We start from the raw sequence: 26,656 nt of genomic DNA on the forward strand, positions 1-26,656 counted from the left end.
TAAGGAGGAATTACTTTGGGATACGATTTAAAGCCAAGAAATCAAGAGCTTGAGGATATGACAATTGGTGCTTTTGCATGGCCGTGGATGATGAATGCTGGAATCGGTTTATTGGTAGGGGTAGGTGATTCAATAAAGCCAGCTCAATATAGGTATACACCGGACAAACGGGGTGCAAGCCCACTTTCAAATGATGGTTATTATGTAAATTCCAAAACAGCAAAAATGATGGCTGTTGCAGCAAGAGGACTTGCAGGAATTGAAAAAGGAAAATGGTCTGAATGGGAGTCTTACAGTGAGGAAGAGCGTCAAAATATGGAGGACTGGGAAAAACGCATGGATATGAAAACCTACAACATGCCTATCAGAAAGGACTTCATTGAAAAGTTAGAAGCGTTCGCAGAATTTGCAGAAGAATCGCGTGGGTTTAGCATATGGTGAATCGAGCAGGAGCAATTAACCAGCAAATACAATACCTAAACAAATTGCTAGACAAGCTGGGTTGCAAAATTGACGCATTGGAAGTTTACATGGAAAAGCCCCTTTACGAATCGTTGGGGAACGTAGCTAAAGGGGCTTAAGCGGTAATCTCACTACCTTATATAATATTATAGGGGTGAGAGGCATTGGAAGCAACGGCGAAACACGAACAAATGGAACTTTTTCCGAAGGCGACGGCCTCAGACATAGAAAACGCTAAAAAGTTGCTAGAAGAATACGAACAGTGTATAAATGATATTACCGTTTACGAATCTGAGACATTTGAAAAGCTAAGCGAGTTTGAACAAGCTGACTATGAGCTTTGCAAATATAAGGTTCGGCGTCTTGAACGAGCGGTTAAGCAGATAAAAGATAGCTTGGTAAGAGAAATGACTAGTTACCGATATATCGAATGTAATTCCTATACTAGCACCAGCGTGCATTATACCGAGAATAATTTAATGGAAGAAAGAACGGTAAGCAGGAAGCTAAATTCAGGAATTGAATCGGTAGCAAACTCACTTAAGAAATTCGAAATTGTCAGTAGATGGACAGAGAATGAGCAGTAAAGTGCCGTACTCTGCCACTACAATTGAGACCGCATAAAGGTACAGTTAGTTCATCATAAAGAACGGAAACGTTCGGGTGAACCTACTGTACCTTTATCAATTGTAGGACTCGGCCATGCGGTGGGATCGGCGCGTTTGCGCATCCTTAGACGTTGAGCGTCAAGCGTGTGGTGTGAGGTGGGGTTAGATGCCCCATAACAAGGTGACTTGTCCCTTGTTCAGTTGGCCGGATCATTGTGCCGACCAGCTGACGAAAGGATAATTTTATTGGAGCTGCTTCGGCAGCTTTTTTTGTTGGAAAGGAGTTGAGCCGGTTGAGATATACTCGCAGGCTACCAGTAGTAGTTAACGACAAATTACAGCCGGCTCAATGCCGTGGCTGTCCCTGGGGAAGGTTCGAAGGCTCCAAGCAGTTTTGTTCTAAGGTCAAATGTGTGAAGGAGGAAAGAGAGAATGGGAAAATTGCTGGAATGGCTGGCCGCTAAACTTGCGCCGCAGGCAGCAGCACCGCGCAATCGGCTTGAGCGTCGGAAGGGCAGGCGATAGCACATGAACACAATGCAGCCAATAACGGACCCTGAGTTGTTAGAGGATATTATGGATTTTCTCCGGCAAACCAATTTGCATGATTATATTTTTTCTAACAGGCATTAATACAGGGTTCAGAGTAAGCAACTTTTTGAATTTTTAGGTTCGTAGAAATGGAGGATTTACCCTTTTTTTGTTGAATAACTAACAATGTGTAGTTATATAAAAGGGGATGAATTTTTTGGAGAACCATAATACTAAAGAAAAAGAAGAAATGAAGAAGGAGTTTTCGGGAATTACTTACAAATCATTGGGAATTGGGATTGGTAGTTTCCTTATAGGAATTTTAAGTCTTATAGTAGTTCAAAATATGAATTCGGAGAAAGTATCTTTAGGAACCACAGAGATTATTAATTTTGTTTTTTCAATAGCATTATCTACAGCTTCAATAATACTTGCTATTACAGCTATTTATTTGGGTAAATCATCTGAAAAAGTAATGGTAAAAAGAAGTGATGATAGTATTCGATTGCAGAATGATGTGTTTCGTTTAACCACAGAAGCGTTAAATAGAATTCAATCATCTACAGGTGTTACTGAAAAAAGAATAGAAGACATTATCTCTGGTAGGGTAGGAGATATATCAACAAAAATTGCAGGGGTATTAAATGAAAATGGATATATCGAGAAAGATAGCACTCTGCTGGAGAAAAAAATTAGGGACTCAATAATGAGTGAGGTAGCTGCGACAGGTAATTTTGTAGTGAATAAAGAGAAAGAGCATGAAGAATTGGAAAAAGCCAGAAAAAAAGCTGAAGATCGATTAAAATATGAATCGCTATTACAAAGCTTATTATTGCAGGTCGCAAATAACGATAATTACAAAACACTTCGAATAGATCATGGTGATTTTACCGGAAGTAATGATGAGTTGTTTGATGGGGTTTTCTCTTATGAGGATGTTAAGTTCGGTATCTCTCTATTAGATTCAAGCGATTCTTTTAAAAGTTATTACTTGACTAGACTTCCTGGGTATATTAAAAATTTAGTTGCTCAAACAAATGAGTTTGATTATATCTTTCTTATACTGATAGATGACTTTTATTATGAAGTAATTGAAGAGAACTTAAAACTTTACAATAAAGAAAGAACTGATCGTATATTTGTTATTTTGAATGACAGAGGAATTGTAAAAGATTATATTGATCAGAAAATAATAAAACCAATTTAAGCAGAGATATAGCATCTCAGCATTTTTATTCACCCATCTATAAAAATAAATAATAGTGTAATAAAAAGCATTGGACTCATTCAAAGATGAATATCCCTGTAGCTGTGAGCAAGTCTATTTAAAATATAGAATATTGATACAGAAAAGAGCCGGGGGTGCATTCCCTCACAGCTCTCTCTCAAATAATACCATTATCGACAGGCTTTTAAAAGTATATGTCGAATAATTTTATTTGGGAGGTGAAATATTATGGAGGGCCCTGCATCAAAATTGTTGAATGATATATTGCCAATGTTGTGGATTGTTATTCCGTTCGGGCTGGCGTGGTTCTTGTTTAAGAAACGCCCAGTTCCTATTATAGCAGCAACAGTTATCGGCATTGTTTGCTATTTGATTTTTAAATGAGGCACCTTAGGGTGCTTTTTCTTTTGCCCATTAATCAATTTGAGGAGGAGGAAGATCATGTGAATACAGTACAGCCAATACGGAAACAAGAATTAATCGAACAAATTAAACTTTACCTCTTAGAACGCAATGTACGGGACCACTTCCTTTTTGTTATGGGGATTAACATCGGATTAAGAATAACCGACATGCTCTACTTCAAAGTGAAGGATGTGCGAGGTAAAGATGAAGTGCCCATACGTGAACGGAAGACAGGGAAGGAAAAGATCATTCCAATTAACCCCACGTTAAAGCGGGCCATTGCCAAATACACAAAGGACATGCAGCCAAACGATTACTTATTTCCTTCACGCCAGTGTGATGAGAATAATTTAGCAAAGCCAATAACACGAGAACGGGCCTATCAAATCCTGCAAGATGTAGCCGATCACTTCAAGCTTGAACGAATCGGAACGCACAGTTTAAGGAAGACGTACGGCTTTCACTTGTATGAGAAGACGAAGGACTTGGCACTTCTCATGTACATCTTCAATCATTCAACCGAGGCAATAACGCTGCGATACATCGGCAAGAATCAGGAGTCGTACAGCAAGGCGATGAGCGCCTTCGGGCTGTGAGTTTCACACATTGAGGCGTTGTTAAACTCGCTTCATCTAACGCCCATAAAGGCAGTAGGGACGCGGAGTTTGGGCAAGCTTTGAGCTTAACACTTTATAAGATATGTGAAACTCAGAAGGGCTGAAAGGCCCCTTAATGGCAGTTAGATGGGCTGAGCCCAGACAGGGCAAGGCTTCCGAGCTTTTTGGGCTTTGGGTCCCTCCCAGGGGGTAGGTCGGGTGCGGGTGCGCGTGAGCCCGATATTTGGCTGAGTTTAAATAAATTTGCACATAGTGCAATGTGCAAAAGGAGGGGGCGGAATGAGTGCAAAAACGGGTACTAAAATAATCGACGAAGCCTTGTGTATCAACACATCTGCGCTATGCGAAGTGCTGTCTGTACACCGTAATACAGTTGCACAATGGGTCAAGGCGGGGATGCCCAAAAAGGCGAATGGCTGGTATGAACTGAAATCCACCCTGCATTGGGTCATGGAGAACAGAGGCGTGAAGAAAGAGCCGGAGTCCGAGGAAGAAATGACCTTATCACAGCAAAAGCTTTTTTACGAGGCGAAGCTGAAGGAGCAGCAGGCCGATGCGGCCACGCTCAAGAATGCCGTCAGTAAAGGTGAATATATAAATCGTGATTACGTTGTGAGCGAGCTCCAGCGTTTTTTTGTTGTGCTCAAGCGTTCGATGTCTGGATATAGCCGAAGGATAGCTATGGAAGTTTCCCCGTATGTCGAACCCGATCAAGTCAGGATAATCGAACAATCTATTTCAGATACGACCAATGAGGCGCTGCTTCAACTTTCGGTACGGGGCGTTTATGATGCAAAAAAATAACGATTGGCCGAATTGGATAACGGATGCCCTAGACGTACTTCGACCACCCGAGAAATTGACGGTATCGGAATGGTCGGATCGTCATAGGATACTCGACTCGAAGACGTCAGCGGAGCCGGGACCATGGTCGACAGATCGCACGCCTTATTTGCGGGGAATCATGGATGCTTTCACTGATCCGAGGATTGAGGAGATTGTTTTTGTAAAGCCGACGCAGGTCGGAGGAACGGAAAGTTTGAATAATATGTTCGGTTACGTGGTAGCTCAAGACCCCGGCCCCACGCTTGTCGTTTATCCAATGCTGGAACTCGCTGAGCACGTTTCAAAAAACAGGCTTCAACCGATGCTCCAGCTCAGCCCGACGCTGGCTGAACGATTTAAGGAAGATGAGAGCAAGGTTCTTGAGCTGCAATTCAACGGCATGTATGCAGTTATCGCGGGGGCAAATAGTCCAGCTTCGCTTTCAAGCCGTGCCATTCGTTATTTGTTTATGGATGAGGTCGACAAATACCCGAAAAGTGCAGGGAAAGAAGCCGATCCCCGTTCGCTTGCCCGAGAACGGACGAAAACATTTGCATCCAACAAGAAGATCATGCAAACTTCAACGCCTACTTTGAAAAGCGGGCCAATATGGCAAGCGTGGGAAAGCGTCGACGTACAGCTTCATTATTATGTGCCGTGTCCTCATTGTGGACAGCTTCAAATATTCAATCTGAAGCACATCAAGTTTGATAAGTCGCTACCACGCGAGGAAGTAAGGGCGACAGCCTACTACGAGTGTGAGAACTGCGCTTCACCAATTCGCGATGTACACAAGCCTTATATGCTGCGTAATGGCGTATGGATGGATAAGCAGGGCAATAAGAAGGTTGGAACGAAGACAGGCTTCCACCTCAATGCTATATACAGTCCATGGGTGCGGTTTGGCGATGTGGCCTATGAGTTCTTGACGTCGAAAAAATCGCCAGAAGAGCTGATGAACTTTATTAATAGCTGGCTGGCCGAGCCGTGGGAAAACACGCAAGTCAAAATGAACAGTGACAAGGTGTTGGAAAAAGTCAGCGGCTATGAGGAAGGCGTTGTGCCAGATCGAACCTTATTGTTAACAGCGGGTGTCGATGTCCAAAAGGACAGATTTTATTACACCATTCGTGCATGGGGTGAGGGAATGACGAGTTCGAATATCCGGCATGGCGAATTGGAAACTTGGACTCAAATTGAAGATGTGATGAACATTTCCTATATGGCGCGGGATGGGACGGAATATTTCGTTAATCTTTGTGCGATTGACTCCGGATACAATGCGGATGATACGTATACATTCTGTACTCAAAATTCGGAATGGGCGGTTGCCGTTAAAGGCTCCTCTAATGAGCTGCCGACAAAATATCGGTTAACCAAAATCGATAGGGAGGAAAGAGGGATGTACGGTATATCTCTCTACTTGGTATATGGTGAATATTACAAAGATTTTATTGCTAACCGTATTGTTCGGAAGGAGGATGAGCCGGGCGGATGGTTTGTATACATCGATTGCGACATGGAATACGCCGAGCAGGTGACGGCTGAGGAGAAGGTTATTGAGAAGCGCGGGAAGCGGGACGTGGAAGTTTGGCGTCCTAAAACATCGCATGCGGATAATCACTTTTTGGATTGTGAAGTGTATGCGGCATTTGCAGCTGATTGCATGGGTATTCGTTATATGCGTTATGAAACTCCTGTTTCCGAAAAAAAGTCAGAAGATATGAAGCCGATGGAGAAAAAATCATGGGTTAACAAGGGAGGCTCTTGGTTATGACAAGTGAGGAACGCTTGACGTTGCTTCGCGAGCAGCTTGCAGAAGTCAGGAAAGCAATTAGCGCGATACTAGGCGGTGCGCAAGAGTACCGAATCGGTTCGCGGAGCATTAAGCGACCTGATCTCGGGAAGCTCTACGAAGAGCAAAACCGTTTGGAAAAAGAAATCAACTCGCTTGAAAATGGTGGAGGAATGTTCCGTTTAGCCTACTTTGAAGGGAGGTGATGAAACTGAATTGGATAGATCGTTCTATTGCGGCCGTAAGCCCACGCTGGGCATATAAAAGGCTGGCATGGCGTAATGGTATGAGTGTCTTTGATGCAGGCAGTAGAGGACGGCTTAATCAAGGATGGAACCCGTCAGCAACGCCAAATGAGCAACGGAAACAAGCTGAACGCGGACTTATTCGGGCACGAGCACAGGATTTGGAGCATAACAGCGACATTGCGGCTGGTATTTTGCAGGCGTTTGATCGTAATGTAGCGGGTACCGGTATTATGCTTCAGGCAAAAATTCCCCACGATTTGCCGGGGAATGAAGCGGGTGAGTTGAATCAGCGGATTGAATCGCTGTGGAAAGAATATTGCAAGGCTGAAAATATTGATATTACAGCGACGCAATCACTTGAAGAAATTACGGAAATGATTATTCGGCGTTATGTTGTGGACGGAGGTATCCTAATTGTCAAAGTCTATGTGCCGAATAGCGAATTCCCGTTCAAATTGCAGGTTCGTTCGGTAGATGAGCTAAATACAATGGTTCAAGCAGGAGAAGGGAAGCGGATTGTGGAGGGCGTAGAGATCGACGAGTACAATCGTCCGATTGCTTATCACTTCAAACGCTCATCGGATGGATATTTCACCGATCCTGTCGAAACGGTTCGCGTTCCAGCTAAAGATGTTATTTTTCTTTTCAAGAAAACAAGCCCGTTGCAAATTAGAGAGGTATCGCAGCTCGTTACAGCGCTTCCGCGAATTAAAGACGCCAATCAGTTTATTGAGGCGATATCCATTAAAGAACGTGTGCTGGCATGTATGGCCGTATTTATCAAGAAAGACGTCCCACAAGGGGGAATCGGTCGCGGTATACGTGGTACGGGAGATTCAGCGCCCATTGATTATAATGGTGTATCGCTATCGCCTGGCATGATTGGTGAACTAAACCCGGGTGATGAGGTTCAAACGGTCATACCTGCTGGGCAAGCATCGAATTCCAAGGAGTTTATTACAACACTTGTTCGAATGACTTCTGCTGGAATTGGTTTAAGTTATGAGGCGGTTTCAAGGGACTTGTCCCAAGTTAACTACTCGTCTGCTCGACAAGGATTAATAGAGGATCGCAAGCTTTACAAGAAGCTGCAAAAAATGCTGATTGAACGTGTGCTGCGTCCTGTTTACTTGGAGTTTTTAGAGTCAATGTTTCTTTCGAAACAGTTGAGCTTGCCTGGTTATGCTCAGGATAGAAAAAAATACACGTCTCACGTATGGGTGCCACCAGGCAGTACGTGGATTGATCCAAAAAAAGAAGCCGATGCCAATAAAACAGCGCTTGAGTCCAATCAAGATACACTTGCTCGCATCTGCGCGGAGAGGGGTGAGGATTGGCGGGACGTGGTTGTGCAACGGGCTGCGGAAATCAACTTAATCAATGAATTGATTGGCGAAAAATCAGGGAAAGGAGAGGAAACGATTGAGGAAGAGGAACCAGATGAGGAAGAATCAGACGAGGATTCCGACAATATTGAATAGAACATCAGCACCGTCTAGTGAGCAGTTGTCTCGAACGATAACCTTCAGCCGTGACAGCGTCAACGAGGACAGTCGAACAGCTGAACTATCTTTTTCATCAGAAGCACCTTATGAACGTTATTTTGGTAATGAAATTCTTAGCCATGACCCCGAAGCGATTGACCTGAGTAGGTTAACCGATGTCGGGGTTTTGTTATTTGCGCATGGTCGTGATGCCAATTATGGGAGAATGCCGATTGGTGTCATTCAAAAGGTGTGGCTTGATGGCGCAGAGCGTAAAGCGAGGGCGTTGGTTCAATTTGACGATGATGAGGATAGCGATAAGGTTTTCCAAAAAGTTAAAAAGGGCATTATCAAGGGGGTGTCTGTAGGCTATGCCGTATCCTCTTGGGAAGAAGTCAAGGCGGGGAAGACATCGGCTAATGGTAGACATACCGGGCCTGCTTATGTGGCACTGAAATGGCAACCGTTTGAAATCAGTATCGAGCCCACTCCGGCTGATCCATCTGTAGGCGTGGGACGTAGTTATCATAATGAAGGCGAGGATGAAGGTATGAATGGATTGAAAAGGCTGGCTTTAGCTGCACAAGGTTTGATGCATGCTCCGGATACGGGCGGGGGTACAGGTGGAGGCGCACAGCCAGTAACCACAGGTGAGCGAGCAGCAGCTCCACCATCTATAGACCCCGTACAGGCTGCACAACAAGCTGCCACTGCAGAGCGTTCGCGTGTTACGGAGATCAATACGCTTTGCCGTAATTTCGGCTTGGATGCAACGCCTTATATTGAAGATGGAAGCACGGTAGACAAAGTGAAAGATGCCATTTTACAAAAGCAAATCGAAAATATGGCTCCTCAACGTTCAACGGTGCAGGTAGGAGCTGAAGAACAGGACAAGTTTAGGGCGGCGGCTACAGACGGTCTTTTGCTTCGTGCAGCCCGTACCGTGGATAAGCCAGCGCCGGGAGCGCTGGAGCTGCGCGGCTTGCGCTTGCGAGATTTAGCTGTCGAATGCTTAATTCGTGTTGGTGAAACGGGCGCACATTTATTGCGGGATGAGGAGCTATTGAAACGCGCACTTAGTCCAGACAGTACTTTCCAAGGGATTATCTCCAATGCAGCTAATAAAACATTGTCGCAGGCTTATCGTGAAGCGCCTACTACCTTCCAATATTGGACAGGGCGCGGCTCCAATTCGGATTTTAAAGCAGCAGAGCATTACCGGATATCAGAGGCAGGCAATCTAGAACTCACGCCACAGAATGGACTGATTCCATACGATGCGGCCATGAGGGATGAGAAAGTCACAAAAGCGGTGCTCACATACGCTAAACGCTGGGGATTCACCCGTGAGGCGTTCATTAATGACGATTTGAGCATGCTTTCGCGGGTGCCATCGGCATATGTAATTGCTGCGAAGCGGGGCATTAATAAGTTGGTTTATCAAATGCTAGCTGCAAATCCACTTATTTTTGATGGGAAAAACCTATTCGGGGCTGATCACGGCAACTTGGGAACACCAGGAAGGATTGGCACGACAACGATGAGTGAAGGGAGACGCATGATGCGTACCCAGAAGGGGCAACGCGGGGAAACGACGTTGAATATCGCTCCTCGATTCTTGCTTGCCCCAGCAGCTTTAGAGACAGATGCTGTTCAATACATGCGTTCCGAGGCCGATCCTGAAGGAGCGCACAGTGGGGTAGTTAACATTTTTAGAAATTCTTATGAGGTAGTCGTAGATGCTGAGTTAGATCAATATTCTACAACGGCATGGTATCTTGCGGCTGATCCTAATATCGCTGATACAGTAGAGGTAACCTATCTTCGCGGTCAAGAGGAACCTACGCTGGAGACGGATATTTCCTTTGATCGTCTTGGTATTGATTTCCGGATCTTCTTCGACTACGGCGTTACCCTTTTGGATAGCCGGGGAATGCATAAAAATGCGGGTGCTGCTGGAGGTGAAGGGTAATGTTGAAACTCAAGCAGCCCCTTAATTATGCAGGTAGATTGTATTCTATTGGGGAAGATGTGCGCGGCAAGCTCCCCATGGATTTGATTCAGCAGCTCCAACAATCGGGGAATATTGAAGAATTAGTGGAAGAAACACAAGAAGAACAGCAAAGCGCTAAGGACCCAGCCGGAGACATGGGTCAACAGTCTGGTCAGGATAAAGCAGGAGAAGGAACCCAGCCACCCGGCCGAGGACGCCGGAATGGGTAATTTTAAAGATTTTGTCGATCAAGACTTGGCGTGCTTCTTGAATGTTGAGGAGTTCGCCGATCCGATTGATATTGATGGTCGACAGATAACAGCTGTACTCGATCAGGTTATAGATAGTAAGACCCCCTTGGCTTATGCCGAGGGGGTATCACTCGTTACGCATGTGCTTTTTGTCAGCGCTGCGGAAATGGGCCGAGTGCCAGCGCAAAACCAATGGCTACGCATTAATGGAGACCGTTATCGCGTAGACCGGGTAGGGGATGACATGGGCATGTTGACAATATGGCTGGAGGCGAATGTCACATGATTAATGTACGAGCTGAAGCACAGGAAATCCGAAGTGTACTTAGACGCATCGGATTGATGGATAACATGGTGCGTAAATCTTTCTATTCCGCGCTTAATCGCACATCGCAGCGCCTGAAAACAGAAGCTGGACGGAAGGTTCGGGAAACGTATATTGTCCAGGCTAAAGCCGTAACCAGCCAGGTTGTTTTACGTCGTGGTAGTGTTAGTGATTTAAGCAGTGAATTACGGTGGAAAAACGGGAACATTCCCTTATTTAAATTCCGAACCAATCCGAAATCCATTGCAGCCAAGCGGCCGCGCTTTTTACGGGCATCGGTCAAGCGGACAGGCAGCAACAAGAAGGTAGAGGGGGCGTTCCTTGCCCGAATGAGGAGCGGCCATATTGGTGTATTCCGGCGTAGCGCCAAAAAGAGGCTGCCGGTGCAAGAGCTATACGGGCCAGGTGTGCCAGTCATGCTCAATAATCCGGAGATTTCGAAGCATCTGGAGGATGTGGCCGTAACAGAAATGGATAAGCGGATGGAACATGAATTAAGTCGACGGATGAATGGAGGTGCATCATGACGCCTGTTCTGTTAATGATGGCACTGAAAGATTTCTTGGAATCGGCGTTATCTGATGATGCTTCAGCGATACCGAACGTACATCTAGGCGCGCTACCAAGCAAAACCAATGAAAACCGAGATGAAGAGGTGTTCCCTTTAATTATTGTGCGTCCGATGGACGGCAATAGTGCCAATGAGGAGAACAAGGTGACGGTTAAATTGATCTTTGGTACGCAGTCCGAGGATGACACTGGTTTTATCGACGTGTTGAACCTGATGGAGCGTGTACGCATATTACTGATGCGGCAACGGATTGTTGACAAGAAATATCGAATTGAGTCTGATTGGAAATGGACCTTTTTAGAAGATCAGCCGGAACCACAATGGATTTGTCAGGCGCTTACGACTTGGACATTGCCACAAATTAGACAGGAGGTACAGGGATTATGAAGAAAAAAACGTCTCTGCCCAAAGAAAGCCCAAGCATTTACTTGGGGCCAAACTTGCAAGGCGGTCGTTTGTTGCATGCGACTGTATTCCGGGAAGTGCCGGTGCATATTGCCCGGCTACTGGAGCAACAACCGGACGTGAAGGAATTGCTTGTGCCGATCAGTGCTATGGCTGACGTACAGGCACGCATTGAGCAAAAGGGAACAGCGGAAAACGTAGTTTATCAGCGTCTCTTGAAAGGAGTTGTAGAAAATGGCATTTAAACACGGCGTTACGTTAAGTGAACGGCCAACATCAGTGCTTGCTCCTACGCAAGCGACTAGCGGTATTCCGTTTGTGGTCGGTACTGCTCCCGTACACCTAGCGACAAATGCGGCAGTAAATACCCCGGTGCTCGCCTTTACGTATGGTGAGGCAGTTGCGGCGCTCGGATATTCTGAAAACTGGGCGGATTACACCCTTTGTGAAGCGATCTACTCCCATTTTGTGCTATATGGCATGTCACCAATCATGATCGTTAATGTATTGGACCCGGATACACACAAAACGACGGTTGCGCCTGCTACAGTAGCTGTCAGCAGCAGGGTGGTGACAGTTGAAGTAGACGGTGTAATTTTGCCCACCTTGACAGTCAAGTCAGCAGACGGCACTACGACCTATATCAAGGATACGGACTATACAGCGGCACATAATGACGACGGATACGTGATTATTACCACAAAGGGAGCGATACCAGCCAATGCAACACAGCTCCTAATCGGTTATGACACGCTAAATCCTGAAGCTGTTGACGCATTTGACATTATCGGAGGCGTGACAGCTGAAGGCAATTATACAGGGTTTGAGCTCATTAATCAGGCATTCCCACGTTTTGGCGTGCTGCCGGACCTGTTGGCGGCACCGGGCTGGTCCCATCTGCCAGAGGTAGCAGCCGTCATGAAGGCCAAGGCTAGTAATATTAACGGAAATTTCAAGGCGTTCGCCTTGACTGACCTTGACCCTATGCAAAGCTATGCTGATGCGGGGGAGTGGAAATCGGACAACAATTACACGGGCTCATTACAAGCGCCCCTTTATCCAATGCTGTCGCTTGGCAGCAGGCGTTTTCATTATTCATCTCAGTTAGCTGGACTAATTGCGGCAACGGATACAGCTAACGGAGGCGTCCCGTTTGCATCGCCTTCTAATAAGTCCTTGCAAGCAGATGGAACCGTGCTTGGAGATGGCACCCCCCTATACTTGGGCATGGACCAAGCCACCTATCTTAACAGCCTTGGCATTATGACGGCTGTTAACCTGGGCACTAGCGGCTGGAAGTCATGGGGCAACAACACCGGGGCATTTCCGGCCGTTACGGACCCAAAAGAAAGCTTCCTTTCCATTCGGCGCATGTTCAACTGGATCGGTAACAGTTTGATTCTGACTTACATGCAAAAAGTAGACGATGCTATGAATAAAAGGCTGATCGCAGCTGTGACCGACTCTATCAATATTTGGCTGAATGGATTGACGGCAGCAGGGGCGCTTTTAGGGGGGAGAGTGGAGTTTTTGGAGTCTGAAAATCCTATTACAGACCTGATGGCGGGAAAAATCAAATTTCACTTGTATTTCACGCCACCTGGCCCAGCTCAGGAAATTTCATTTGTGTTGGAATACGACACGACATATTTGGCTGCATTAGCAGCTTAGGGGGTATAACAATGAGCGTAATTAGATCAGAACGGGTTATTGACTATTCATGCTTTTTGAATGCCACAGACTATTGCGGCACAGCTACAGCAACGCTACCCGAAATCACGTACTTGGTAGAGACTATCAAGGGTGGGGGAATTAGTGGTGAGACAGAGGCGCCAGCCCCTGGGCAAACCGGAGCAATGACATTAACGCTGAACTGGCGAACGATTGAAAGGTTGGCGGCTGAGCTTTTGGCACCGAAAGTCCATGCATTGGATTTAAGAGCATCAATTCAAATGTTCGATCCGGTGCAAAATGAATATTTGGAAGTGCCATTTAAAATTAGCATGCGAGTTCGGCCGTTAAGTCTTTCGCTAGGAAACTTAGAGCCATCGGCTACGATGGACACCAGCAATACTTTCAGCGTGAGTTATATTAAAGTGATGCTGGACAATAAAGAAATGCTTGAGATTGACAAATACAACTATATTCATAAGGTCAACGGTCATGATTATCTGGCGGCAACAAAAGCCAATCTCGGATTTTAAAATATGAAGGGAGTTTTAAACGATGGACAACGAGCAAAATGAGCAATTAGAAAAAGAAAATGAGGTTTATATCTTGCATCGACCGATAGACTTCGAGGGGAAAAGCGTGTCGGAGCTGAATGTTGATTTTGATCGAATGTCAGGAAACGACATTATCACAATCGGCAGGCAGTATAGAGCAGAAACGAAGCAACCTAGCACATGGGCGCCTGAAATGAACAAAGAATACCAAGCTTACGTTGTGGCGAAGGCGGCAGGCGTACACGTTGATCTTATCAAAGCGCTATCCGGGAAAGACTTTACCCGTCTGACACTGAGGGCCCAAAATTTTTTGCTTCTATAGAGGTAACGGAGAGCAGTGACATTATGGATAACGTCACTGCTCTTGCTATGCTTACCCATACCCCTATCCCGTTTTTTCTCGAAATGCCATTGAGTGAACTTTCGGAATGGACGGATCGGGTACAAAACATGAAAAACAAGCCAAAGGAAGGGAGGTAACCTATGGCGGGGCGTAGCAGGGAATATGATATTGCGTTTCGTCTGAACGGGCTTATGGATAGCTCGTTCAGGCAAACAATGGGGAGCGCTGAACGGAATATTCAGGAGATAGAGCGTGCGCTGAGGGAAATGAACCGACGCGGGGATTTAGACGATCTTCGAAGGGACGCGGATCAAGCGGACAATTCGCTGGATGCTCTTCGAGAATCGGCCGGAAGTTTCAGCGATGTGCTGCGGCGTGCAGCTGAATACACGGGAGCCTTTGCATTAATTGACGCTGCCGGAGCGTCTCTTCAAAATATCGTCGGAACTGTCGTCGATCAATCAGACGCAATGGCTCAATTGAAGGTGTCAACTGGGATGACCGTGGATGAAATGGAACAAATGAATGATATATCCAAGGAAATCTATAGAGGAGGTTACGGTGAAGGATTCGATGATGTGGCAAATGCGATGGCAACCGTCAAGCAGGTAACAGGACAAGCCGGTGAGGAGATGGAAAAAACATCCGAGATGGCAATTGCCTTCAGGGATGTTTTTGGAGAAGAAATAAGCCAAAGCATTAAAGCAGCCGATACCATGATGCGGAATTTTGGCATCACATCCCAACAAGCCTATAACTTACTTGCACAGGGTGCGCAAAAGGGACTGAACAAATCTGACGAGCTTATTGATACCGCTAATGAGTATAGCGGGTATTTTGCGCAATTAGGTTTCTCAGCTGAAGGAATGTTTGACATTTTTGCTGCGGGCATGGAAGCAGGAGCATTTAATCTAGATAAGGTCGGTGACGGAATCAAAGAGTTCGGCATTCGAGCGAAGGACGCTTCTGCGGGGACGATGGAGGCTTATAAAACACTCGGCCTTAATGGAGAGGAGATGACTAAGCAATTCGCAGCTGGGGGGCAGTCAGCGCAAAAGGCATTTTTGGAAGCGGCTAAAGCCATAAAAGCGATTAAGGACCCAGCAACTGCGAACGCTGCTGCTATTCAACTATTTGGTACACAGGCGGAGGATTTGGAAGCGCGGGTTCTCAAGGCGATGCTATCTGCAGAAAGCCAATTCGACATGACCAAACAGACCATGGAAGAGATAGCCATGGTTAAATACGATACCATTACAAAGCAATTTCAGAAAATCGGACGTGGGTTGATGACGGATGTGGTCATACCAATTGCCGAAGACCTTATGCCAGCCTTAGAAGGCCTGGCAGGTTGGTTACGTGATAATAGCCAACTGCTGAAAGTCATTGCTCTTGGAGTACCGGCCACGCTGCTGGTGACGAACACTATTAAAATTGTGCGCAGCTTAGCGTTAATTGGTACTGCAGCTGGGGCAAGCGGGGCTGCTGGAGCTATTGGCGGTCTTGGAAGGGCGTTAGGGATGCTCACGAATCCAGTGGGCATTGCTGTTACTGGAGTCGCGCTGCTGACAGCCGGGGTATTAGCCTATAAAAAACACCAAAAAGAAGCGCGTGAAGAATTGCTGAACATGGGTGATGCGCTAGAAGAAGCCTACTCTAACTACGATGAAGTAGAAGCTGCCAGCAGAAAGACAAAAGAGTTAGTTACCGAGTATGATCGCTTGACAGCGAAAATATCGGATGCGAAAACACCATCAAACCAGTTAACGGAAGCTCGCAGGAAGCTGAAAATCGTAGAACAAGAGCTTATTGAAATGAATCCTGATATTTTGTCTGCGGAAGGCTCTAAAAACAGCAAATTTCGGGAGCAACTAGGCTTGGTTGAAGATATCAACCAAACACGCGAAGAAATGAGTAAACGCGAACTTGAGCATGCTGCACTTGAGGCAGAAGGAAAGTTTCCTCAATTGCAAAGCACGCTTGACGACGCTACTACACAACTGCAAGAGCAAGAGGCAGCGTATGAATCAGCGAAAAAATCCTACCGTGACTATTTGGAATATGTAAACGAACATCAAAGGATCATTTCCAGCGGGCTCAGCTTTGATGATCAAATGACTGAATTAAATGAGCTATCAAATAAGATTGAAGAGACTACCGGGAAAATATACGGGAACAACTGGGCAGCCTTGCATTTTGACATGTCAGATTTCCAGAAGTCCTTTGATGTAAGTCATGAGAAAATAGCTGGCTTAGAGGCGGATATTGCGAATGCGGAAGCTAGTATAGGCAGCTATTATGATTTGCAAGTGCGAATGATTGAGCAGGAACTGGGCGGCGCAATTGATGAAATGGCGGGAAAATACAAAAAAGCTTCGGATGCCGAGAAAACGCGGTTTGACAGCGCCATTGCACAAATTGCTAAACTCAATGCCCAAGTCGATGAACTACCAACGGACAAAAAGATCAATTTACAGGTCGTTTGGCAGCAAATCGGGAAAGCTCCTTCAGGATCGGGAGTAGTAGCAGGCATTCACGGACCAGCATTGGAAGAGTATGCTGATGGCGGGATAGCGACACAAGCCTCCATTTTCGGGGAAGCTGGACCCGAAATGGCGATTCCATTGAACAATAAGCCCCGATCTCATGCTTTGCTGGATCAAGCCAATGAATTAATGGGACGAGGAGCGGGAGCAGTAAATCAGTATCAAATCAACTACGCACCTGTTGTTAATGCTCCTGGTGCGAGCCCTGATGTGCTATCGCAAGTCGAAAATCTCCTCAAAGAGCAACAACGGGATTTTGCGCGGCAAATCGCTCGGATAATTGCTGATCAAGGGAGAGTGAGTTTCGCATGACCTATACGACTGTCCAGGGCGATACATGGGATATTGTCGCTTATAACCTATATGGGCAGGAGTCCTATATGACATTGTTAATGCAGGCGAATCCGGCTCATCTGGAAACCGTCATTTTTGGTGCGGGGAATGTCTTGAATGTGCCGGTTACTCCGGATACAACGGCATTACACTTACCTCCATGGAAGCAGGTGTAACTTGGCCACTCTATCTGGAATGATGGCTCGGCAAGTGTCCTTGTCCATTATCTATAACGGCAAGGATATATCCGGTTCTATTGCATCGTCGTTGCTCGACTTTGCTTATAGCGATAATCCAGCAGGTACATTAGATGACCTGCAAATTACGCTAGAGGATAGCGGGCGGTTATGGCAAGGCAATTGGTCCCCGACAGAAGGTGACACTCTTACTGCTCGAATTAAAACGATTAATTGGGATGGTCCTAATACGTTCGGGTATCTACCGTGCGGCCATTTCGAAATTGATACGGTATCAGTCATTGGCCCACCGGATGTAGTTAAGTTGAAAGCCGTTTCGCTTCCAGCTGACAGCGCGGTGCGTCGGCAGAAAAATAGTCGCGCGTGGGAAAAGGCAACGCTGAAGACCATCGCGGCGGATATTGCGAAAAAGGCAGACTTAAAGCTGCTTTTTTTGTCTTCAACGAATCCGACTTATGAGCGGGAAGAACAGAAAGAGCAATCTGATTTGGCATTTTTAATGAATTTGGCAATCAAAGAAGGGATTGCAATAAAAGTTTCCGGCGGTAATCTGGTGCTATTCGAAGAAGCAGAATTTGAAAAAAAAGCGCCGGTGGCTACGATAAATCGGGAAAATGTCATGTCATTCGAATTTGAATGGAGCACATCCACATCTTATTACCGGGCTTGTGAACTGACCTATACGCAAACGATACCCGAAACCAAAAGCAAATCAAGTTCTAAGTCTTCAGCGACAACAAAGAACAGCAGCAAGTCGATTAAAGTTACCTATACGCCACCTGGTGCGCCAGCATCTGGACCAGTGCTAAAGGTAACGGAAAGTGTAGATTCACAAGCTGAAGCGCTTCGAATAGCTAAGCAAAGGCTAAGGGAGCAGAATAAAAACTTTGGAAAAGGCAGGCTAACGCTACCAGGGGACGTGCGCCTTGTAGCAGGCGTCACCATTATGGTAGAGGGGTGGAAGCGGTTTGATGGAAAATATATTGTTGAGTCAGCTAGCCATAGCATCGGAAACGGATACGGGACGGATATAACGATTAGAAAGGTATTGGGGTGGTAATTATGCAGAAGCTAATAAAAACGGGCACAGTATCGACTACAGACCCGGAAAGTGGTACAGTCCGGGTCATTTTTCCAGATAGTGATGATGCTGTAAGCGCCGAACTGCCTGTTCTACAGGTGGGCGGCGCTTTTTCTATGCCAGATGTTGGGGATAGTGCGGTTTGCTTGATGCTCGGCACATCCAACGGGGACGGTTTTTTCTTGGGCTCGTTTTATGATGGGCTGGCACCGGATGCAGTAGGACGTACAGTTATGGTTCGTGATGTATTGGTACTGGGTCAATTAACGAGCGGAGACTCACCATGATTTTAGGTGCACTTGGTAAAGTGGTCTTTCAGGTGAGTGACACGACTGTTCGCACGTTGGACAACCTTTCTCGTCGTATTGCTGGGAGATGGTCAACCCATAATGTAATCGGCAAAAAGCCTTTAACCCAATGGGACGGTCCGGCACTCGATGAAATCAGTTTCTCAATGACCTTTCACGCTTCCTTCGGAGTGAATCCCCGAAAAGAGCTGGATAATCTCACGCTGATGGCTAATGGCGGCAAAGCCTACCGATTTACGGTCGGAGGCAAGCCGTTCGGCCGATCCGGTATGTGGACCATTACGTCCGTAGAGTTAGACTTCCAACAGCTCAACCAAAAAGGGCAGCTTATCGTTGGAACAGCTCATATAACGATCCAGGAATATACGGTGGTGAAACGATGACAACGACGATTGTGATAGAAAAACCAATACCGATTGACTTTGGGGCTACGGGCCGAGCTGAGATTTTGCAAAACATCCGAACGATTGTCACAACTTTACAAGGAACCGTACCTTTAGACAGGGGATTAGGTATAGAAGCCACTACATTTGACATGCAGCCAGATATTGCTCGGACACTGGTCGCATCGACAATTATTGGAACTGTGTCAGACTACGAACCACGGGTACGTGTAGAGGAGGTTACGTTTGCTGAAACGGATGATCCTGCGAAGATTATCCCTATTTTGCACATTGCATTCATTGAAGAATCAGAGAGTGAGGTATCTGCCTGATGTCGTTAATCGATTTGCCGGAAATAGAGTTTGTTAGCGCCGACGTGACGGCAACGAGCGATAACCTGATAACAGCATTCGAAGCAATCAGCGAGAGTCAGCTTTACCCGGGCGATCCTAGACGCCTTTTTTTATTGTCGATTGCAGCCATCATTGTGCAGCAAAGGAAGCTTATCGACCTGACAGCCAAGGAAAACCTTCTGCGGTACGCTTCGGGCGATGTGTTGGACCATATGGGCGCATTCGCGGAGACGGGGCGACTGCCTGCTGCTCAATCTGCTGTTACGATCAGGTTTACTTTGTCCGCGCCACAAATTGGAGCTGTATCAATCCCAGCTGGTACGAGGGTCTGCACAGAAGGAGAGCCTAAACGGTATTTTGAAACGAGTGTGTTCTCGCAGATTACTCCTGGTGAGGTATCGATTGAGGTTCCAGCCTTATGCACAGAGGCAGGTACGCTGGGCAACGGATTTGTAATCGGGCAAATTAATCAAATTGTTGACCCGATTGCATTTGTTGCTGCGGCATCCAACATTTCAGTCAGTAGTGGCGGGGCGGACATTGAGGACGATGCTTCCTACCGAGAGCGGATTCATACGGCTCCAGAATCTTTTTCCGTCGCGGGGCCAAGCGGGGCATATGAGTATTGGGCAAAGACGGCGAGCGCATCTATCGTGGACGTTGCTGTATTCTCGCCAGCTGCTTGCGAGGTGGTCGTTGTTCCGCTGCTGGAAGACGGCGAGATACCAGGGCAGGCGCTGCTTGATTTGGTAGAGGTAGCAGTTAGCGGCAGGACACGCCGACCTTTAAGTGACCTTGTGACCGTCCAGCCCCCAACAACTGTCAGCTACGACATTACGCTCACCTATTGGATTGCGGACGAGCGAGCGGCAGAGGTGACAGAAATACGGGCGGCGGTAGAGGCAGCGATAAGCAGTTTCGTGCTCTGGCAAAAGTCCAAGCTTGGTCGGAACATAAACCCGTCGGAGCTTATTCGGCGCATTGTAAATGCGGGGGCGCATCGCGTGAATATCATCTCTCCGACTTATGCAGATGTCGAGTCAGATGAGGTTGCTATAGCGGTAAATGTCACTCCGACATACGGAGGATTGACTGATGATTAATATGAGCAGTGTCAGTTTGCTTGATTTGCTGCCACACAATCTTAAAAATGACGAAACGGTCGCAGCAGCAGCGAAGGCCATAGACGGGGAGCTTCGAAACCTTACGGAGCGTATTTCCAAGCTATCGTATTTTAATAGGCTCGACAGCTTGAGTAGCGAGGAGACCGACGCGCTTGCTTGGCAGTATCACGTTGACTTTTACGACGCAACGCTTCCGCTGGAGCAACGGCGGGCGCTTGTTAAAAACAGCTTCGCATGGCACAAGCGCAAGGGCACTCCATCAGCGGTCGAGGAGCTTGTCGCGACGATATTTGGAAGCGGCGATGTCGTGGAATGGTTTGAATACGGAGGGGAGCCAGGCTATTTTCGGGTCGTTACTAGCGATCCGGAGGCAACGGCAGAACGAGCGGAAGAATTTATAAGAGCGGTAAATTCGGTTAAAAACGCCCGTTCCTGGCTGGAATCCATACGAATTACAACCGAAAGCACGATGGATATTTATTATGCTGGATTCGTGCATTCCGGCGATTACATGATAATTGAACAGGCGGTGTGATATGGCAGCATTTGGACAAATGATCTTAACAAACAGAGGGCGCGTATTGCAGGCTAAGGCGCAAACAGGTGTGCAATTGCAATTTACCTCCATAAAAATTGGTGATGGGCAGCTAGGCGGTCAGTCAATCCCGACGCTTAATGCGCTTATTGGGCTTAAAATGACTCTTCCCATCGGGAAAATGCAGGTGCGCCCCGAGGGAAAAGCTGTCATAGGGACGTTTTTATCAAATTCAAGCCTTGCCAGCGGGTTTTATTTTAGGGAGATCGGTGTTTTTGCTACTGACCCCGATGTTGGAGAAGTGCTGTATTGCTACGCAAATGCAGGCAATGCAGCAGACTATATTCCTGCGGGCGGCGGGCCAGATGTAGTTGAAAGGTACATTGACACAATTGCAATTGTGTCAAATGCATCTAACGTGAGCGCAGTAATTGACGTTTCGCTTGCTCTCACAGCATTAGTTGATTTTGAAGCTCACAAAAGTGACACTGTACTCGATCATCCAGACGGATCGGTCACAGATGCTAAAATCGGCAAACGGTCAATTGATGATAATATTGCGGCTGTCGCGCTGGAGGCAACCTTATCGGATAACCTATCCATGTTGGGTAATATGACTAAGCGTATAACAGGTAAGGCTCAGTGGGATATGTCACCCACAAAAAACCTTGAACAACTCAATGCGGACAAGCTGGATAAGACCGGAGGAACTGTGACCGGAGGTCTGAGGGTGGAGACAACGGCGCGGGAAATCAGCGCGGGCTCATGGGCAGACATAAGCGCCAATAGCATGGGGTATGCGCTGTATGCCCAAAACTGCTACACAGCCCACAATAACGAGTATCGGTACAGCAATACTCACGCTTCGCTGGGCGCACGCGGCATCCGATTTAATCATGCATCAGCGACATTGGAGTATTTTGACACAGGAGCAATCGCTACAATAGCTGATGCGGTGTTTACTCCTACGTGGATCAGCATGAGGCCAGACGCAGCAGCAACGGCTAACCGTACCATCCTGCGTGATGCTAGCGGTCGTGGAAAGGTCGCTGCTCCAGCGGCATCCGATGACATTGCCAATAAAGGGTATGTAGATAGTTTGCCTGTATTGTCTATGGCGCGCCAGGCTATAATTAACGGTAATTTTGATGTTTGGCAGCGCGGGTTAAACTTTGTTAACCCAGCAAACGGACAGTACACGGCGGACCGTTATCAGGTGTCCAGCGGTTTAGATGGTGGCACGTCCCCGACAATCACACATTTAAGAGTAGAGACTGCAGGACTTGTAGCAGCTAGTTTTTATTTTTACAGGACTATCTTTGGCGGGACTGGTGCAAGTTTAGGCAACCTAAGCTATTACTGGCTAAGGCAAAAAATAGATCAAGGTACAAGGTTTTTGTGTGGAGCTGGCAAAAAGGTGACGGTCAGCTTTTGGGCCCGATCCGATATTCCCGGCAAAAAGATAGGCTTGCACATACAGCAATATTACGGCAGCGGGGGCTCTCCGTCAGCTCTGGAGACGATTAACGGTGCAAACTGGACTCTAACATCTACATGGACAAAATTCTCGTTCACATTTGATACTAACACGATAGTTGGCAAAACCTTTGGGAGCAATAATGACGATTACCTAATCGCCAACATTATGTATCAATGGGGATCGGGGTATGCAGCTCGTGCGGGGGCGTCAGTTGCTGAGGGATTTGGAGCTACTGGGAATGTGGATGTAACACAAATCCAAGTTTGCAGTGGTGATGCAGCAGTATCTTTCCAGCCTAAATCATTTGTAGACGAGCTCGCTCTGTGTCAGCGATACTACGAAAAGAGCTATGAATATACTACTTTGCCGGGCACTAATTTTGGTTTGTCTGTATCCAGCCCAGTATCGGTAGTGCATCCTTTGTTTCATTATGGGCAGTCGGTAAGCGGACTGCGAAAGCATACACAGACTATTTTTCGTGTTGCCAAACGCTTTACACCAACCGTTAACTATTGGGATTTACAGGGCAACCTCGGCAAAGTAACAACTACTGATTCAGACAACAATGTTGTTGCAAACAATATGACAGAGACATATCAAGGTATAACAGTCAGTAGTAAGACGCTAATTGCACAAAGTGCTATTAATGCAGCAGGATTTTGTCTGCATTGGGCAGCTGACGCTGAATTATAGGAGGGATATGATTGGACGGATACAATCACTATATACGTATTAACGAGTCCGGGACAATCGTCTACGGCTTTTCATCGGCGTTCGAGCAGCCGAAAAATGGCGATGTTTTGCTGCTGGAGGACGCGCCGAGACACTTTCAGCAGGCCTTTTTGGAGCCATTGATTAATGATAGTGGTCAGTATCGCTTTAAGTGGGATGGCGCTGAGGTCGTGGAGCGGACGGCTGTTGAACTGGCTGCAGATATAACAGTTCAACAGCCGTCTATTACTTCGGATCAGCAGCGCCTCGCCGACATTGAGTTGGCGCTCGCCGAACTATTTGCCGGAGGAGGTGATTAATTTGGCGATGGCTGCATACAAAATCCGTATTATCGCGAATGCCTGCTTGACTCGATACGATTCAGGCGAACGCGGCGTCACTAACATTGTTGATAGCTATAACCTAGCTGCGGATGATAAAACGCTCGTCACGGCAGAGATCGTGGCAAAAAGACCAGAAATAGAAATCAATTAAGCTTCGCGGCAGCGGGGCTATTTTTATGGACAAATGAGAGGATGAGAGGCGTGGAGAAAATGGATTTGATTAAATGGGGAACAGCAGGCGGGACAAGTGCATTAACTTATTTGTATGGTGGATGGTCTGGCGTGCTAGGCGCGCTGCTTGTATTTGTAATTATTGATTTTGTATCAGGATTGGCTGCGGCAAGCGCAGCTGGGGAGCTTAAGAGCAAGATCGGACTTATCGGCATCGCGCGGAAGGTATTTATCTTTGCAATGGTCGCGGCGGGTCATTTGATTGACGGAGTGCTAGGAGATGGCCATATGTTTCGCGATGCAATCGCTTATTTCTACATTGCAAACGAGCTACTGTCCATCATCGAAAACGGCGGGAAGCTTGGTGCGCCAATTCCTCCCGTTATTAAGCAGGCAGTTGAAGTATTAAAAGGGAAAGGGGGCGGCGACATTGCTGACACTGACACAAGTAAAAAATAAATCAGCTGCTAAACTCGCAGGGTTGCTACCAGTAGTCGCGACAGCCACAGAGCGCCTTATAGAGCGTTGTTATGCTCGCGGCGTGCTGATTGTGATTACGCAGGGGCTGCGCACAATTGCTGAGCAGGACAAGCTCTATGCGCAAGGCCGAACGGCTGCGGGCAGCATTGTCACGAACGCCAGAGGCGGCTATAGCTATCATAATTTTGGCGTAGCGATAGATTTTGCTTTACTGTCCCCAGACGGAAAGCAGGTGTTTTGGGACACAAAACGCGACGGCAATGCTAATAAAGTCGCAGATTGGGCCGAGGTAGTAGATGAAGCGAAGCGGCTTGGTTTTGCATGGGGAGGAGACTGGACCTCGTTTAAAGATTATCCCCATTTTGAGATGACATTCGGCCTATCTACCGCTCAGCTTCGAGCTGGCATCCGGCCAACAGCAGTACAGATTACGGCAGCGATGACCATTATTACGAAGGAGGACTCCTATATGATGAAAGCAGAAGACGCAAACAAGATTATCAAGAAATACTTACAGCCCGACTGGGCTGATGCTCATAAGAAAGGCGATGCGGAAGGTAAAGCGGAGGCTCACCGGCTCGCAAATGTGCTGCGACAGGCGAGCGGTCAGAAGGAACAGTAAAATCCCAAACGATTGAGAATATCAAAGCCCTGCCGACCAAATGGTTAGCAGGGCTTTTTTGTGTTTATGATTTACTCGCAGCCGACTCCATCCCCGTCTCGGTCTAGCTTACTGCTATACCCTGGATCGCCTTTGTATATCGGGTCGGCTCCAGCAGCACGAACAGCTGCACAGTTTTTATAATAGACAGCAGTAACAGTCGGCTCGATCTTAGGCTCCTTTGTAGGTATAGGAGTTGAGGTTGGCTTAACCGTTGGCTCAGGTGTGGCAGTAGGCTCGCTTGATGCAGCAACCTTGACGCTAGTCACTTCAAACAGTGCCCGTGTCCCGTCTGGATAATCCTCCAGTTGGTTACCGACCCACGAACCGGCTCCACGATTATCCTTTGGCGTCACGTAAGCGATGTCGGCGCCGGCTCCACCTTCCGCGCACATTGCCATCGGCCATTCGTCTCGATCATATCCCTTTTTCGTTGCCACATCTTTTAATGATGCCTCACGGTTTTCATCAGCTCCGGAACGATCTATAGTACATATTGCCGACTTACCCTTACTTATAGCATCAATGATATGATTAGCAGTTTCGGGATATCTAGATGATGGGAACGTGATCGTGACGTCATAACCGCCATCTGACGTTGGCGACGGTGATAGAGTAGGGCTCGCGGTAGAGGTAGGCACTGAGGTAGGAACAACGGTGCTTGAAGTTGTTGCTACTGGCTTGTCTACTGCTGTAGTGGCGCAACCCGAAAGCAGCAGGGATAGCGTCAAGAGGGATGCTATAAATCCTTTCATCATCTTTTCTCGTTAGCGTCGGAAGCGATGAACCAAATACCCTGTTCTTTGCTGCTTTTGAGTATATATTTAATATCATTTCGTACAGTTGATGCGTCCATGTTAGTCCAATCGGCATTGGCATCCATCAAGCCGAGGTCTTTTAAGACATCGCCTCGCTCATCTGCAACTAGGTCTGGATTAGTAGCAACTATTAATGTTCCCATGGCAAAAATTAAGTTGGAAACTGATTCCTGTGTGCCATCAGGCACACCGATAATATAGACCTCCCTCAAACTATCATCCTTTTTGTTTATAGATCCGTTTAAAACAATATTATCAGCAATTTTATGAGTGAAACCGTTCTGCGCTTCTCCCTGGGTAACCTTGATGCCATCAGCACTGAAAATTCCACCAAACTCAGCAGCAGCAATATTAAATGCCGTTTGGAATTCTTCTACATTCATCCCTATGGTTCCTGGAATGGTTTCTTCGACTGCCACAGGTTCCTTAGTTGGTTCTGCTGTCGCTGTTGCTTCTGGCGAGGCCTCTTGTGTCTCTACTGGAGATGCAGACGTAGCAGGCTGTGTACTCTCTTTGGTAGTCGTTGTTGTTTCCGCAGCAGCTCCACACCCAGATAAAACAACCATGGCTGCAATTGATAAAATAATAAGTTTCTTCAAACCAAAATCCCCCTTTTATGTAATCGACATCATTCTACTACATTAATCAGATTTTGGCGATATGTGGAAGCGTACGGAAATAATATACGTTTTGAGTTTTTGTCCACCGATTGTCCACCAAATTCACAAAAAAGTGCCTAAAACCACCTAAAACTACAACAAACGTTACTCAATAAACCTAGTAAAACCGCACTACACCCACATGTACAAGTGGGG

The 26,656-nt window shown here is 46.7% G+C and carries 33 protein-coding genes and 1 pseudogene; 31 read left to right on the plus strand and 3 right to left on the minus strand.

All coding sequences use genetic code 11. The features are described 5' to 3' along the window. The first annotated feature begins 15 nt into the window (after window positions 1-15). The 31 genes from AC50YG_RS11755 (at window position 16) to AC50YG_RS11905 (ending at window position 24,984) form a co-directional block, all read left to right on the plus strand. Window positions 16-441, plus strand: a complete 426-nt coding sequence (locus AC50YG_RS11755) for a hypothetical protein (protein WP_494826963.1) — start codon at window positions 16-18, stop codon at window positions 439-441. Window positions 442-626: 185 nt separating this feature from the next. After that, a complete protein-coding gene (locus AC50YG_RS11760; RefSeq protein WP_494826965.1) occupies window positions 627-1,049 on the plus strand; it encodes a hypothetical protein in 423 nt (140 codons plus the stop codon). 769 nt (window positions 1,050-1,818) lie between these two features. Next, on the plus strand, window positions 1,819-2,808 hold the full coding sequence (locus AC50YG_RS11765; protein WP_494826967.1) for a hypothetical protein: 990 nt from the start codon (window positions 1,819-1,821) through the stop codon (window positions 2,806-2,808). Window positions 2,809-3,057: 249 nt separating this feature from the next. After that, window positions 3,058-3,213: a hypothetical protein gene (locus AC50YG_RS11770; RefSeq protein WP_494826968.1), complete on the plus strand. Its 156-nt coding sequence runs from the start codon at window positions 3,058-3,060 to the stop codon at window positions 3,211-3,213. A 59-nt stretch (window positions 3,214-3,272) separates the two neighbouring features. After that, window positions 3,273-3,830: a site-specific integrase gene (locus tag AC50YG_RS11775; protein WP_494826970.1), complete on the plus strand. Its 558-nt coding sequence runs from the start codon at window positions 3,273-3,275 to the stop codon at window positions 3,828-3,830. Between the two features lie 300 nt (window positions 3,831-4,130). Beyond that, a complete protein-coding gene (locus AC50YG_RS11780) occupies window positions 4,131-4,655 on the plus strand; it encodes a DUF1441 family protein (protein ID WP_494826972.1) in 525 nt (174 codons plus the stop codon). Then, window positions 4,639-6,453: a phage terminase large subunit family protein gene (locus AC50YG_RS11785; protein ID WP_494826973.1), complete on the plus strand. Its 1,815-nt coding sequence runs from the start codon at window positions 4,639-4,641 to the stop codon at window positions 6,451-6,453. The genes AC50YG_RS11780 and AC50YG_RS11785 overlap by 17 nt, the downstream gene beginning before the upstream one ends. Beyond that, window positions 6,450-6,677, plus strand: a complete 228-nt coding sequence (locus AC50YG_RS11790) for a DUF6148 family protein (protein ID WP_494826976.1) — start codon at window positions 6,450-6,452, stop codon at window positions 6,675-6,677. Before AC50YG_RS11785 ends, AC50YG_RS11790 begins: the two co-directional genes overlap by 4 nt. Next, the gene (locus AC50YG_RS11795; protein WP_494826977.1) at window positions 6,677-8,200 is read left to right on the plus strand and encodes a phage portal protein; all 1,524 of its coding nucleotides are present in this window, start codon (window positions 6,677-6,679) and stop codon (window positions 8,198-8,200) included. Before AC50YG_RS11790 ends, AC50YG_RS11795 begins: the two co-directional genes overlap by 1 nt. After that, the gene (locus AC50YG_RS11800; RefSeq protein ID WP_494826978.1) at window positions 8,193-10,175 is read left to right on the plus strand and encodes a prohead protease/major capsid protein fusion protein; all 1,983 of its coding nucleotides are present in this window, start codon (window positions 8,193-8,195) and stop codon (window positions 10,173-10,175) included. The genes AC50YG_RS11795 and AC50YG_RS11800 overlap by 8 nt, the downstream gene beginning before the upstream one ends. Then, window positions 10,175-10,426 carry a hypothetical protein gene (locus tag AC50YG_RS11805; protein ID WP_494826980.1) on the plus strand — a complete coding sequence of 84 codons (252 nt, stop codon included), beginning with the start codon at window positions 10,175-10,177 and terminating at the stop codon, window positions 10,424-10,426. Before AC50YG_RS11800 ends, AC50YG_RS11805 begins: the two co-directional genes overlap by 1 nt. Next, the gene (locus AC50YG_RS11810) at window positions 10,419-10,733 is read left to right on the plus strand and encodes a head-tail joining protein (RefSeq protein WP_494826982.1); all 315 of its coding nucleotides are present in this window, start codon (window positions 10,419-10,421) and stop codon (window positions 10,731-10,733) included. Before AC50YG_RS11805 ends, AC50YG_RS11810 begins: the two co-directional genes overlap by 8 nt. Beyond that, on the plus strand, window positions 10,730-11,299 hold the full coding sequence (locus tag AC50YG_RS11815) for a phage tail protein (RefSeq protein ID WP_494826983.1): 570 nt from the start codon (window positions 10,730-10,732) through the stop codon (window positions 11,297-11,299). The genes AC50YG_RS11810 and AC50YG_RS11815 overlap by 4 nt, the downstream gene beginning before the upstream one ends. After that, window positions 11,296-11,730 (plus strand): hypothetical protein, encoded by a 435-nt coding sequence (locus AC50YG_RS11820; protein WP_494826985.1) that lies wholly within the window; start codon window positions 11,296-11,298, stop codon window positions 11,728-11,730. The genes AC50YG_RS11815 and AC50YG_RS11820 overlap by 4 nt, the downstream gene beginning before the upstream one ends. Next, window positions 11,727-11,993: a hypothetical protein gene (locus AC50YG_RS11825; protein WP_494826987.1), complete on the plus strand. Its 267-nt coding sequence runs from the start codon at window positions 11,727-11,729 to the stop codon at window positions 11,991-11,993. Before AC50YG_RS11820 ends, AC50YG_RS11825 begins: the two co-directional genes overlap by 4 nt. Next, on the plus strand, window positions 11,983-13,419 hold the full coding sequence (locus AC50YG_RS11830; RefSeq protein WP_494826988.1) for a phage tail sheath family protein: 1,437 nt from the start codon (window positions 11,983-11,985) through the stop codon (window positions 13,417-13,419). The genes AC50YG_RS11825 and AC50YG_RS11830 overlap by 11 nt, the downstream gene beginning before the upstream one ends. 11 nt (window positions 13,420-13,430) lie before the next feature. After that, complete coding sequence (locus tag AC50YG_RS11835) at window positions 13,431-13,952, plus strand: phage major tail tube protein (RefSeq protein WP_494826990.1); 522 nt, start codon at window positions 13,431-13,433, stop codon at window positions 13,950-13,952. Between the two features lie 22 nt (window positions 13,953-13,974). Then, window positions 13,975-14,295, plus strand: coding sequence for a phage tail assembly protein (locus AC50YG_RS11840; RefSeq protein WP_494826992.1), 321 nt, complete (start codon window positions 13,975-13,977; stop codon window positions 14,293-14,295). 161 nt (window positions 14,296-14,456) lie between these two features. Beyond that, complete coding sequence (locus AC50YG_RS11845) at window positions 14,457-17,174, plus strand: phage tail tape measure protein (RefSeq protein ID WP_494826993.1); 2,718 nt, start codon at window positions 14,457-14,459, stop codon at window positions 17,172-17,174. Then, a complete protein-coding gene (locus tag AC50YG_RS11850; RefSeq protein ID WP_494826995.1) occupies window positions 17,171-17,371 on the plus strand; it encodes a tail protein X in 201 nt (66 codons plus the stop codon). Before AC50YG_RS11845 ends, AC50YG_RS11850 begins: the two co-directional genes overlap by 4 nt. 1 nt (window position 17,372) lies before the next feature. Continuing rightward, complete coding sequence (locus tag AC50YG_RS11855) at window positions 17,373-18,452, plus strand: phage late control D family protein (RefSeq protein WP_494826996.1); 1,080 nt, start codon at window positions 17,373-17,375, stop codon at window positions 18,450-18,452. Between the two features lie 2 nt (window positions 18,453-18,454). After that, window positions 18,455-18,760 (plus strand): hypothetical protein, encoded by a 306-nt coding sequence (locus tag AC50YG_RS11860; RefSeq protein ID WP_494826998.1) that lies wholly within the window; start codon window positions 18,455-18,457, stop codon window positions 18,758-18,760. After that, window positions 18,757-19,164 carry a phage tail protein gene (locus AC50YG_RS11865; RefSeq protein ID WP_494826999.1) on the plus strand — a complete coding sequence of 136 codons (408 nt, stop codon included), beginning with the start codon at window positions 18,757-18,759 and terminating at the stop codon, window positions 19,162-19,164. The genes AC50YG_RS11860 and AC50YG_RS11865 overlap by 4 nt, the downstream gene beginning before the upstream one ends. Further along, window positions 19,161-19,496, plus strand: coding sequence for a GPW/gp25 family protein (locus AC50YG_RS11870; protein ID WP_494827001.1), 336 nt, complete (start codon window positions 19,161-19,163; stop codon window positions 19,494-19,496). The genes AC50YG_RS11865 and AC50YG_RS11870 overlap by 4 nt, the downstream gene beginning before the upstream one ends. After that, the gene (locus tag AC50YG_RS11875) at window positions 19,496-20,620 is read left to right on the plus strand and encodes a baseplate assembly protein (protein ID WP_494827003.1); all 1,125 of its coding nucleotides are present in this window, start codon (window positions 19,496-19,498) and stop codon (window positions 20,618-20,620) included. Before AC50YG_RS11870 ends, AC50YG_RS11875 begins: the two co-directional genes overlap by 1 nt. After that, complete coding sequence (locus AC50YG_RS11880) at window positions 20,613-21,176, plus strand: phage tail protein I (RefSeq protein ID WP_494827005.1); 564 nt, start codon at window positions 20,613-20,615, stop codon at window positions 21,174-21,176. The genes AC50YG_RS11875 and AC50YG_RS11880 overlap by 8 nt, the downstream gene beginning before the upstream one ends. A gap of 1 nt (window position 21,177) precedes the next feature. Further along, window positions 21,178-23,349, plus strand: coding sequence for a phage tail-collar fiber domain-containing protein (locus AC50YG_RS11885; RefSeq protein WP_494827007.1), 2,172 nt, complete (start codon window positions 21,178-21,180; stop codon window positions 23,347-23,349). An 11-nt stretch (window positions 23,350-23,360) separates the two neighbouring features. Further along, on the plus strand, window positions 23,361-23,687 hold the full coding sequence (locus AC50YG_RS11890) for a hypothetical protein (protein ID WP_494827008.1): 327 nt from the start codon (window positions 23,361-23,363) through the stop codon (window positions 23,685-23,687). A gap of 1 nt (window position 23,688) precedes the next feature. Further along, the gene (locus tag AC50YG_RS11895) at window positions 23,689-23,862 is read left to right on the plus strand and encodes a hypothetical protein (protein WP_494827010.1); all 174 of its coding nucleotides are present in this window, start codon (window positions 23,689-23,691) and stop codon (window positions 23,860-23,862) included. A gap of 59 nt (window positions 23,863-23,921) precedes the next feature. After that, window positions 23,922-24,341 carry a phage holin family protein gene (locus AC50YG_RS11900; RefSeq protein ID WP_494827012.1) on the plus strand — a complete coding sequence of 140 codons (420 nt, stop codon included), beginning with the start codon at window positions 23,922-23,924 and terminating at the stop codon, window positions 24,339-24,341. Then, complete coding sequence (locus tag AC50YG_RS11905) at window positions 24,313-24,984, plus strand: M15 family metallopeptidase (protein ID WP_494827014.1); 672 nt, start codon at window positions 24,313-24,315, stop codon at window positions 24,982-24,984. Before AC50YG_RS11900 ends, AC50YG_RS11905 begins: the two co-directional genes overlap by 29 nt. A 71-nt stretch (window positions 24,985-25,055) precedes the next feature. Here AC50YG_RS11905 and AC50YG_RS11910 read toward each other — a convergent pair whose 3' ends face one another. From AC50YG_RS11910 to AC50YG_RS11920, 3 genes and pseudogenes are all read right to left on the minus strand, one after another. Next, a complete protein-coding gene (locus AC50YG_RS11910) occupies window positions 25,056-25,292 on the minus strand; it encodes an excalibur calcium-binding domain-containing protein (protein ID WP_494827175.1) in 237 nt (78 codons plus the stop codon). Then, window positions 25,290-25,778, minus strand: a pseudogene (locus AC50YG_RS11915) (hypothetical protein); the annotation flags it as partial. The pseudogene AC50YG_RS11915 and the gene AC50YG_RS11910, both read right to left, overlap by 3 nt. Then, the gene (locus tag AC50YG_RS11920; RefSeq protein ID WP_494827016.1) at window positions 25,778-26,440 is read right to left on the minus strand and encodes a hypothetical protein; all 663 of its coding nucleotides are present in this window, start codon (window positions 26,438-26,440) and stop codon (window positions 25,778-25,780) included. The gene AC50YG_RS11920 and the pseudogene AC50YG_RS11915, both read right to left, overlap by 1 nt. Window positions 26,441-26,656: the final 216 nt, after the last annotated feature.

This window comes from Paenibacillus sp. J31R34 (assembly GCF_059383715.1).

Bases quoted from the DNA above. Each gene is read 5' to 3' on its own strand.
- AC50YG_RS11770 (WP_494826968.1), top strand. From the start codon at position 3,058: ATGGAGGGCCCTGCATCAAAATTGTTGAATGATATATTGCCAATGTTG.
- AC50YG_RS11780 (WP_494826972.1), top strand. From the start codon at position 4,131: ATGAGTGCAAAAACGGGTACTAAAATAATCGACGAAGCCTTGTGTATC.
- AC50YG_RS11785 (WP_494826973.1), top strand. From the start codon at position 4,639: ATGATGCAAAAAAATAACGATTGGCCGAATTGGATAACGGATGCCCTA.
- AC50YG_RS11790 (WP_494826976.1), top strand. From the start codon at position 6,450: ATGACAAGTGAGGAACGCTTGACGTTGCTTCGCGAGCAGCTTGCAGAA.
- AC50YG_RS11795 (WP_494826977.1), top strand. From the start codon at position 6,677: ATGAAACTGAATTGGATAGATCGTTCTATTGCGGCCGTAAGCCCACGC.
- AC50YG_RS11805 (WP_494826980.1), top strand. From the start codon at position 10,175: ATGTTGAAACTCAAGCAGCCCCTTAATTATGCAGGTAGATTGTATTCT.
- AC50YG_RS11810 (WP_494826982.1), top strand. From the start codon at position 10,419: ATGGGTAATTTTAAAGATTTTGTCGATCAAGACTTGGCGTGCTTCTTG.
- AC50YG_RS11815 (WP_494826983.1), top strand. From the start codon at position 10,730: ATGATTAATGTACGAGCTGAAGCACAGGAAATCCGAAGTGTACTTAGA.
- AC50YG_RS11820 (WP_494826985.1), top strand. From the start codon at position 11,296: ATGACGCCTGTTCTGTTAATGATGGCACTGAAAGATTTCTTGGAATCG.
- AC50YG_RS11825 (WP_494826987.1), top strand. From the start codon at position 11,727: ATGAAGAAAAAAACGTCTCTGCCCAAAGAAAGCCCAAGCATTTACTTG.
- AC50YG_RS11830 (WP_494826988.1), top strand. From the start codon at position 11,983: ATGGCATTTAAACACGGCGTTACGTTAAGTGAACGGCCAACATCAGTG.
- AC50YG_RS11835 (WP_494826990.1), top strand. From the start codon at position 13,431: ATGAGCGTAATTAGATCAGAACGGGTTATTGACTATTCATGCTTTTTG.
- AC50YG_RS11840 (WP_494826992.1), top strand. From the start codon at position 13,975: ATGGACAACGAGCAAAATGAGCAATTAGAAAAAGAAAATGAGGTTTAT.
- AC50YG_RS11845 (WP_494826993.1), top strand. From the start codon at position 14,457: ATGGCGGGGCGTAGCAGGGAATATGATATTGCGTTTCGTCTGAACGGG.
- AC50YG_RS11850 (WP_494826995.1), top strand. From the start codon at position 17,171: ATGACCTATACGACTGTCCAGGGCGATACATGGGATATTGTCGCTTAT.
- AC50YG_RS11860 (WP_494826998.1), top strand. From the start codon at position 18,455: ATGCAGAAGCTAATAAAAACGGGCACAGTATCGACTACAGACCCGGAA.
- AC50YG_RS11865 (WP_494826999.1), top strand. From the start codon at position 18,757: ATGATTTTAGGTGCACTTGGTAAAGTGGTCTTTCAGGTGAGTGACACG.
- AC50YG_RS11870 (WP_494827001.1), top strand. From the start codon at position 19,161: ATGACAACGACGATTGTGATAGAAAAACCAATACCGATTGACTTTGGG.
- AC50YG_RS11875 (WP_494827003.1), top strand. From the start codon at position 19,496: ATGTCGTTAATCGATTTGCCGGAAATAGAGTTTGTTAGCGCCGACGTG.
- AC50YG_RS11880 (WP_494827005.1), top strand. From the start codon at position 20,613: ATGATTAATATGAGCAGTGTCAGTTTGCTTGATTTGCTGCCACACAAT.
- AC50YG_RS11885 (WP_494827007.1), top strand. From the start codon at position 21,178: ATGGCAGCATTTGGACAAATGATCTTAACAAACAGAGGGCGCGTATTG.
- AC50YG_RS11900 (WP_494827012.1), top strand. From the start codon at position 23,922: ATGGATTTGATTAAATGGGGAACAGCAGGCGGGACAAGTGCATTAACT.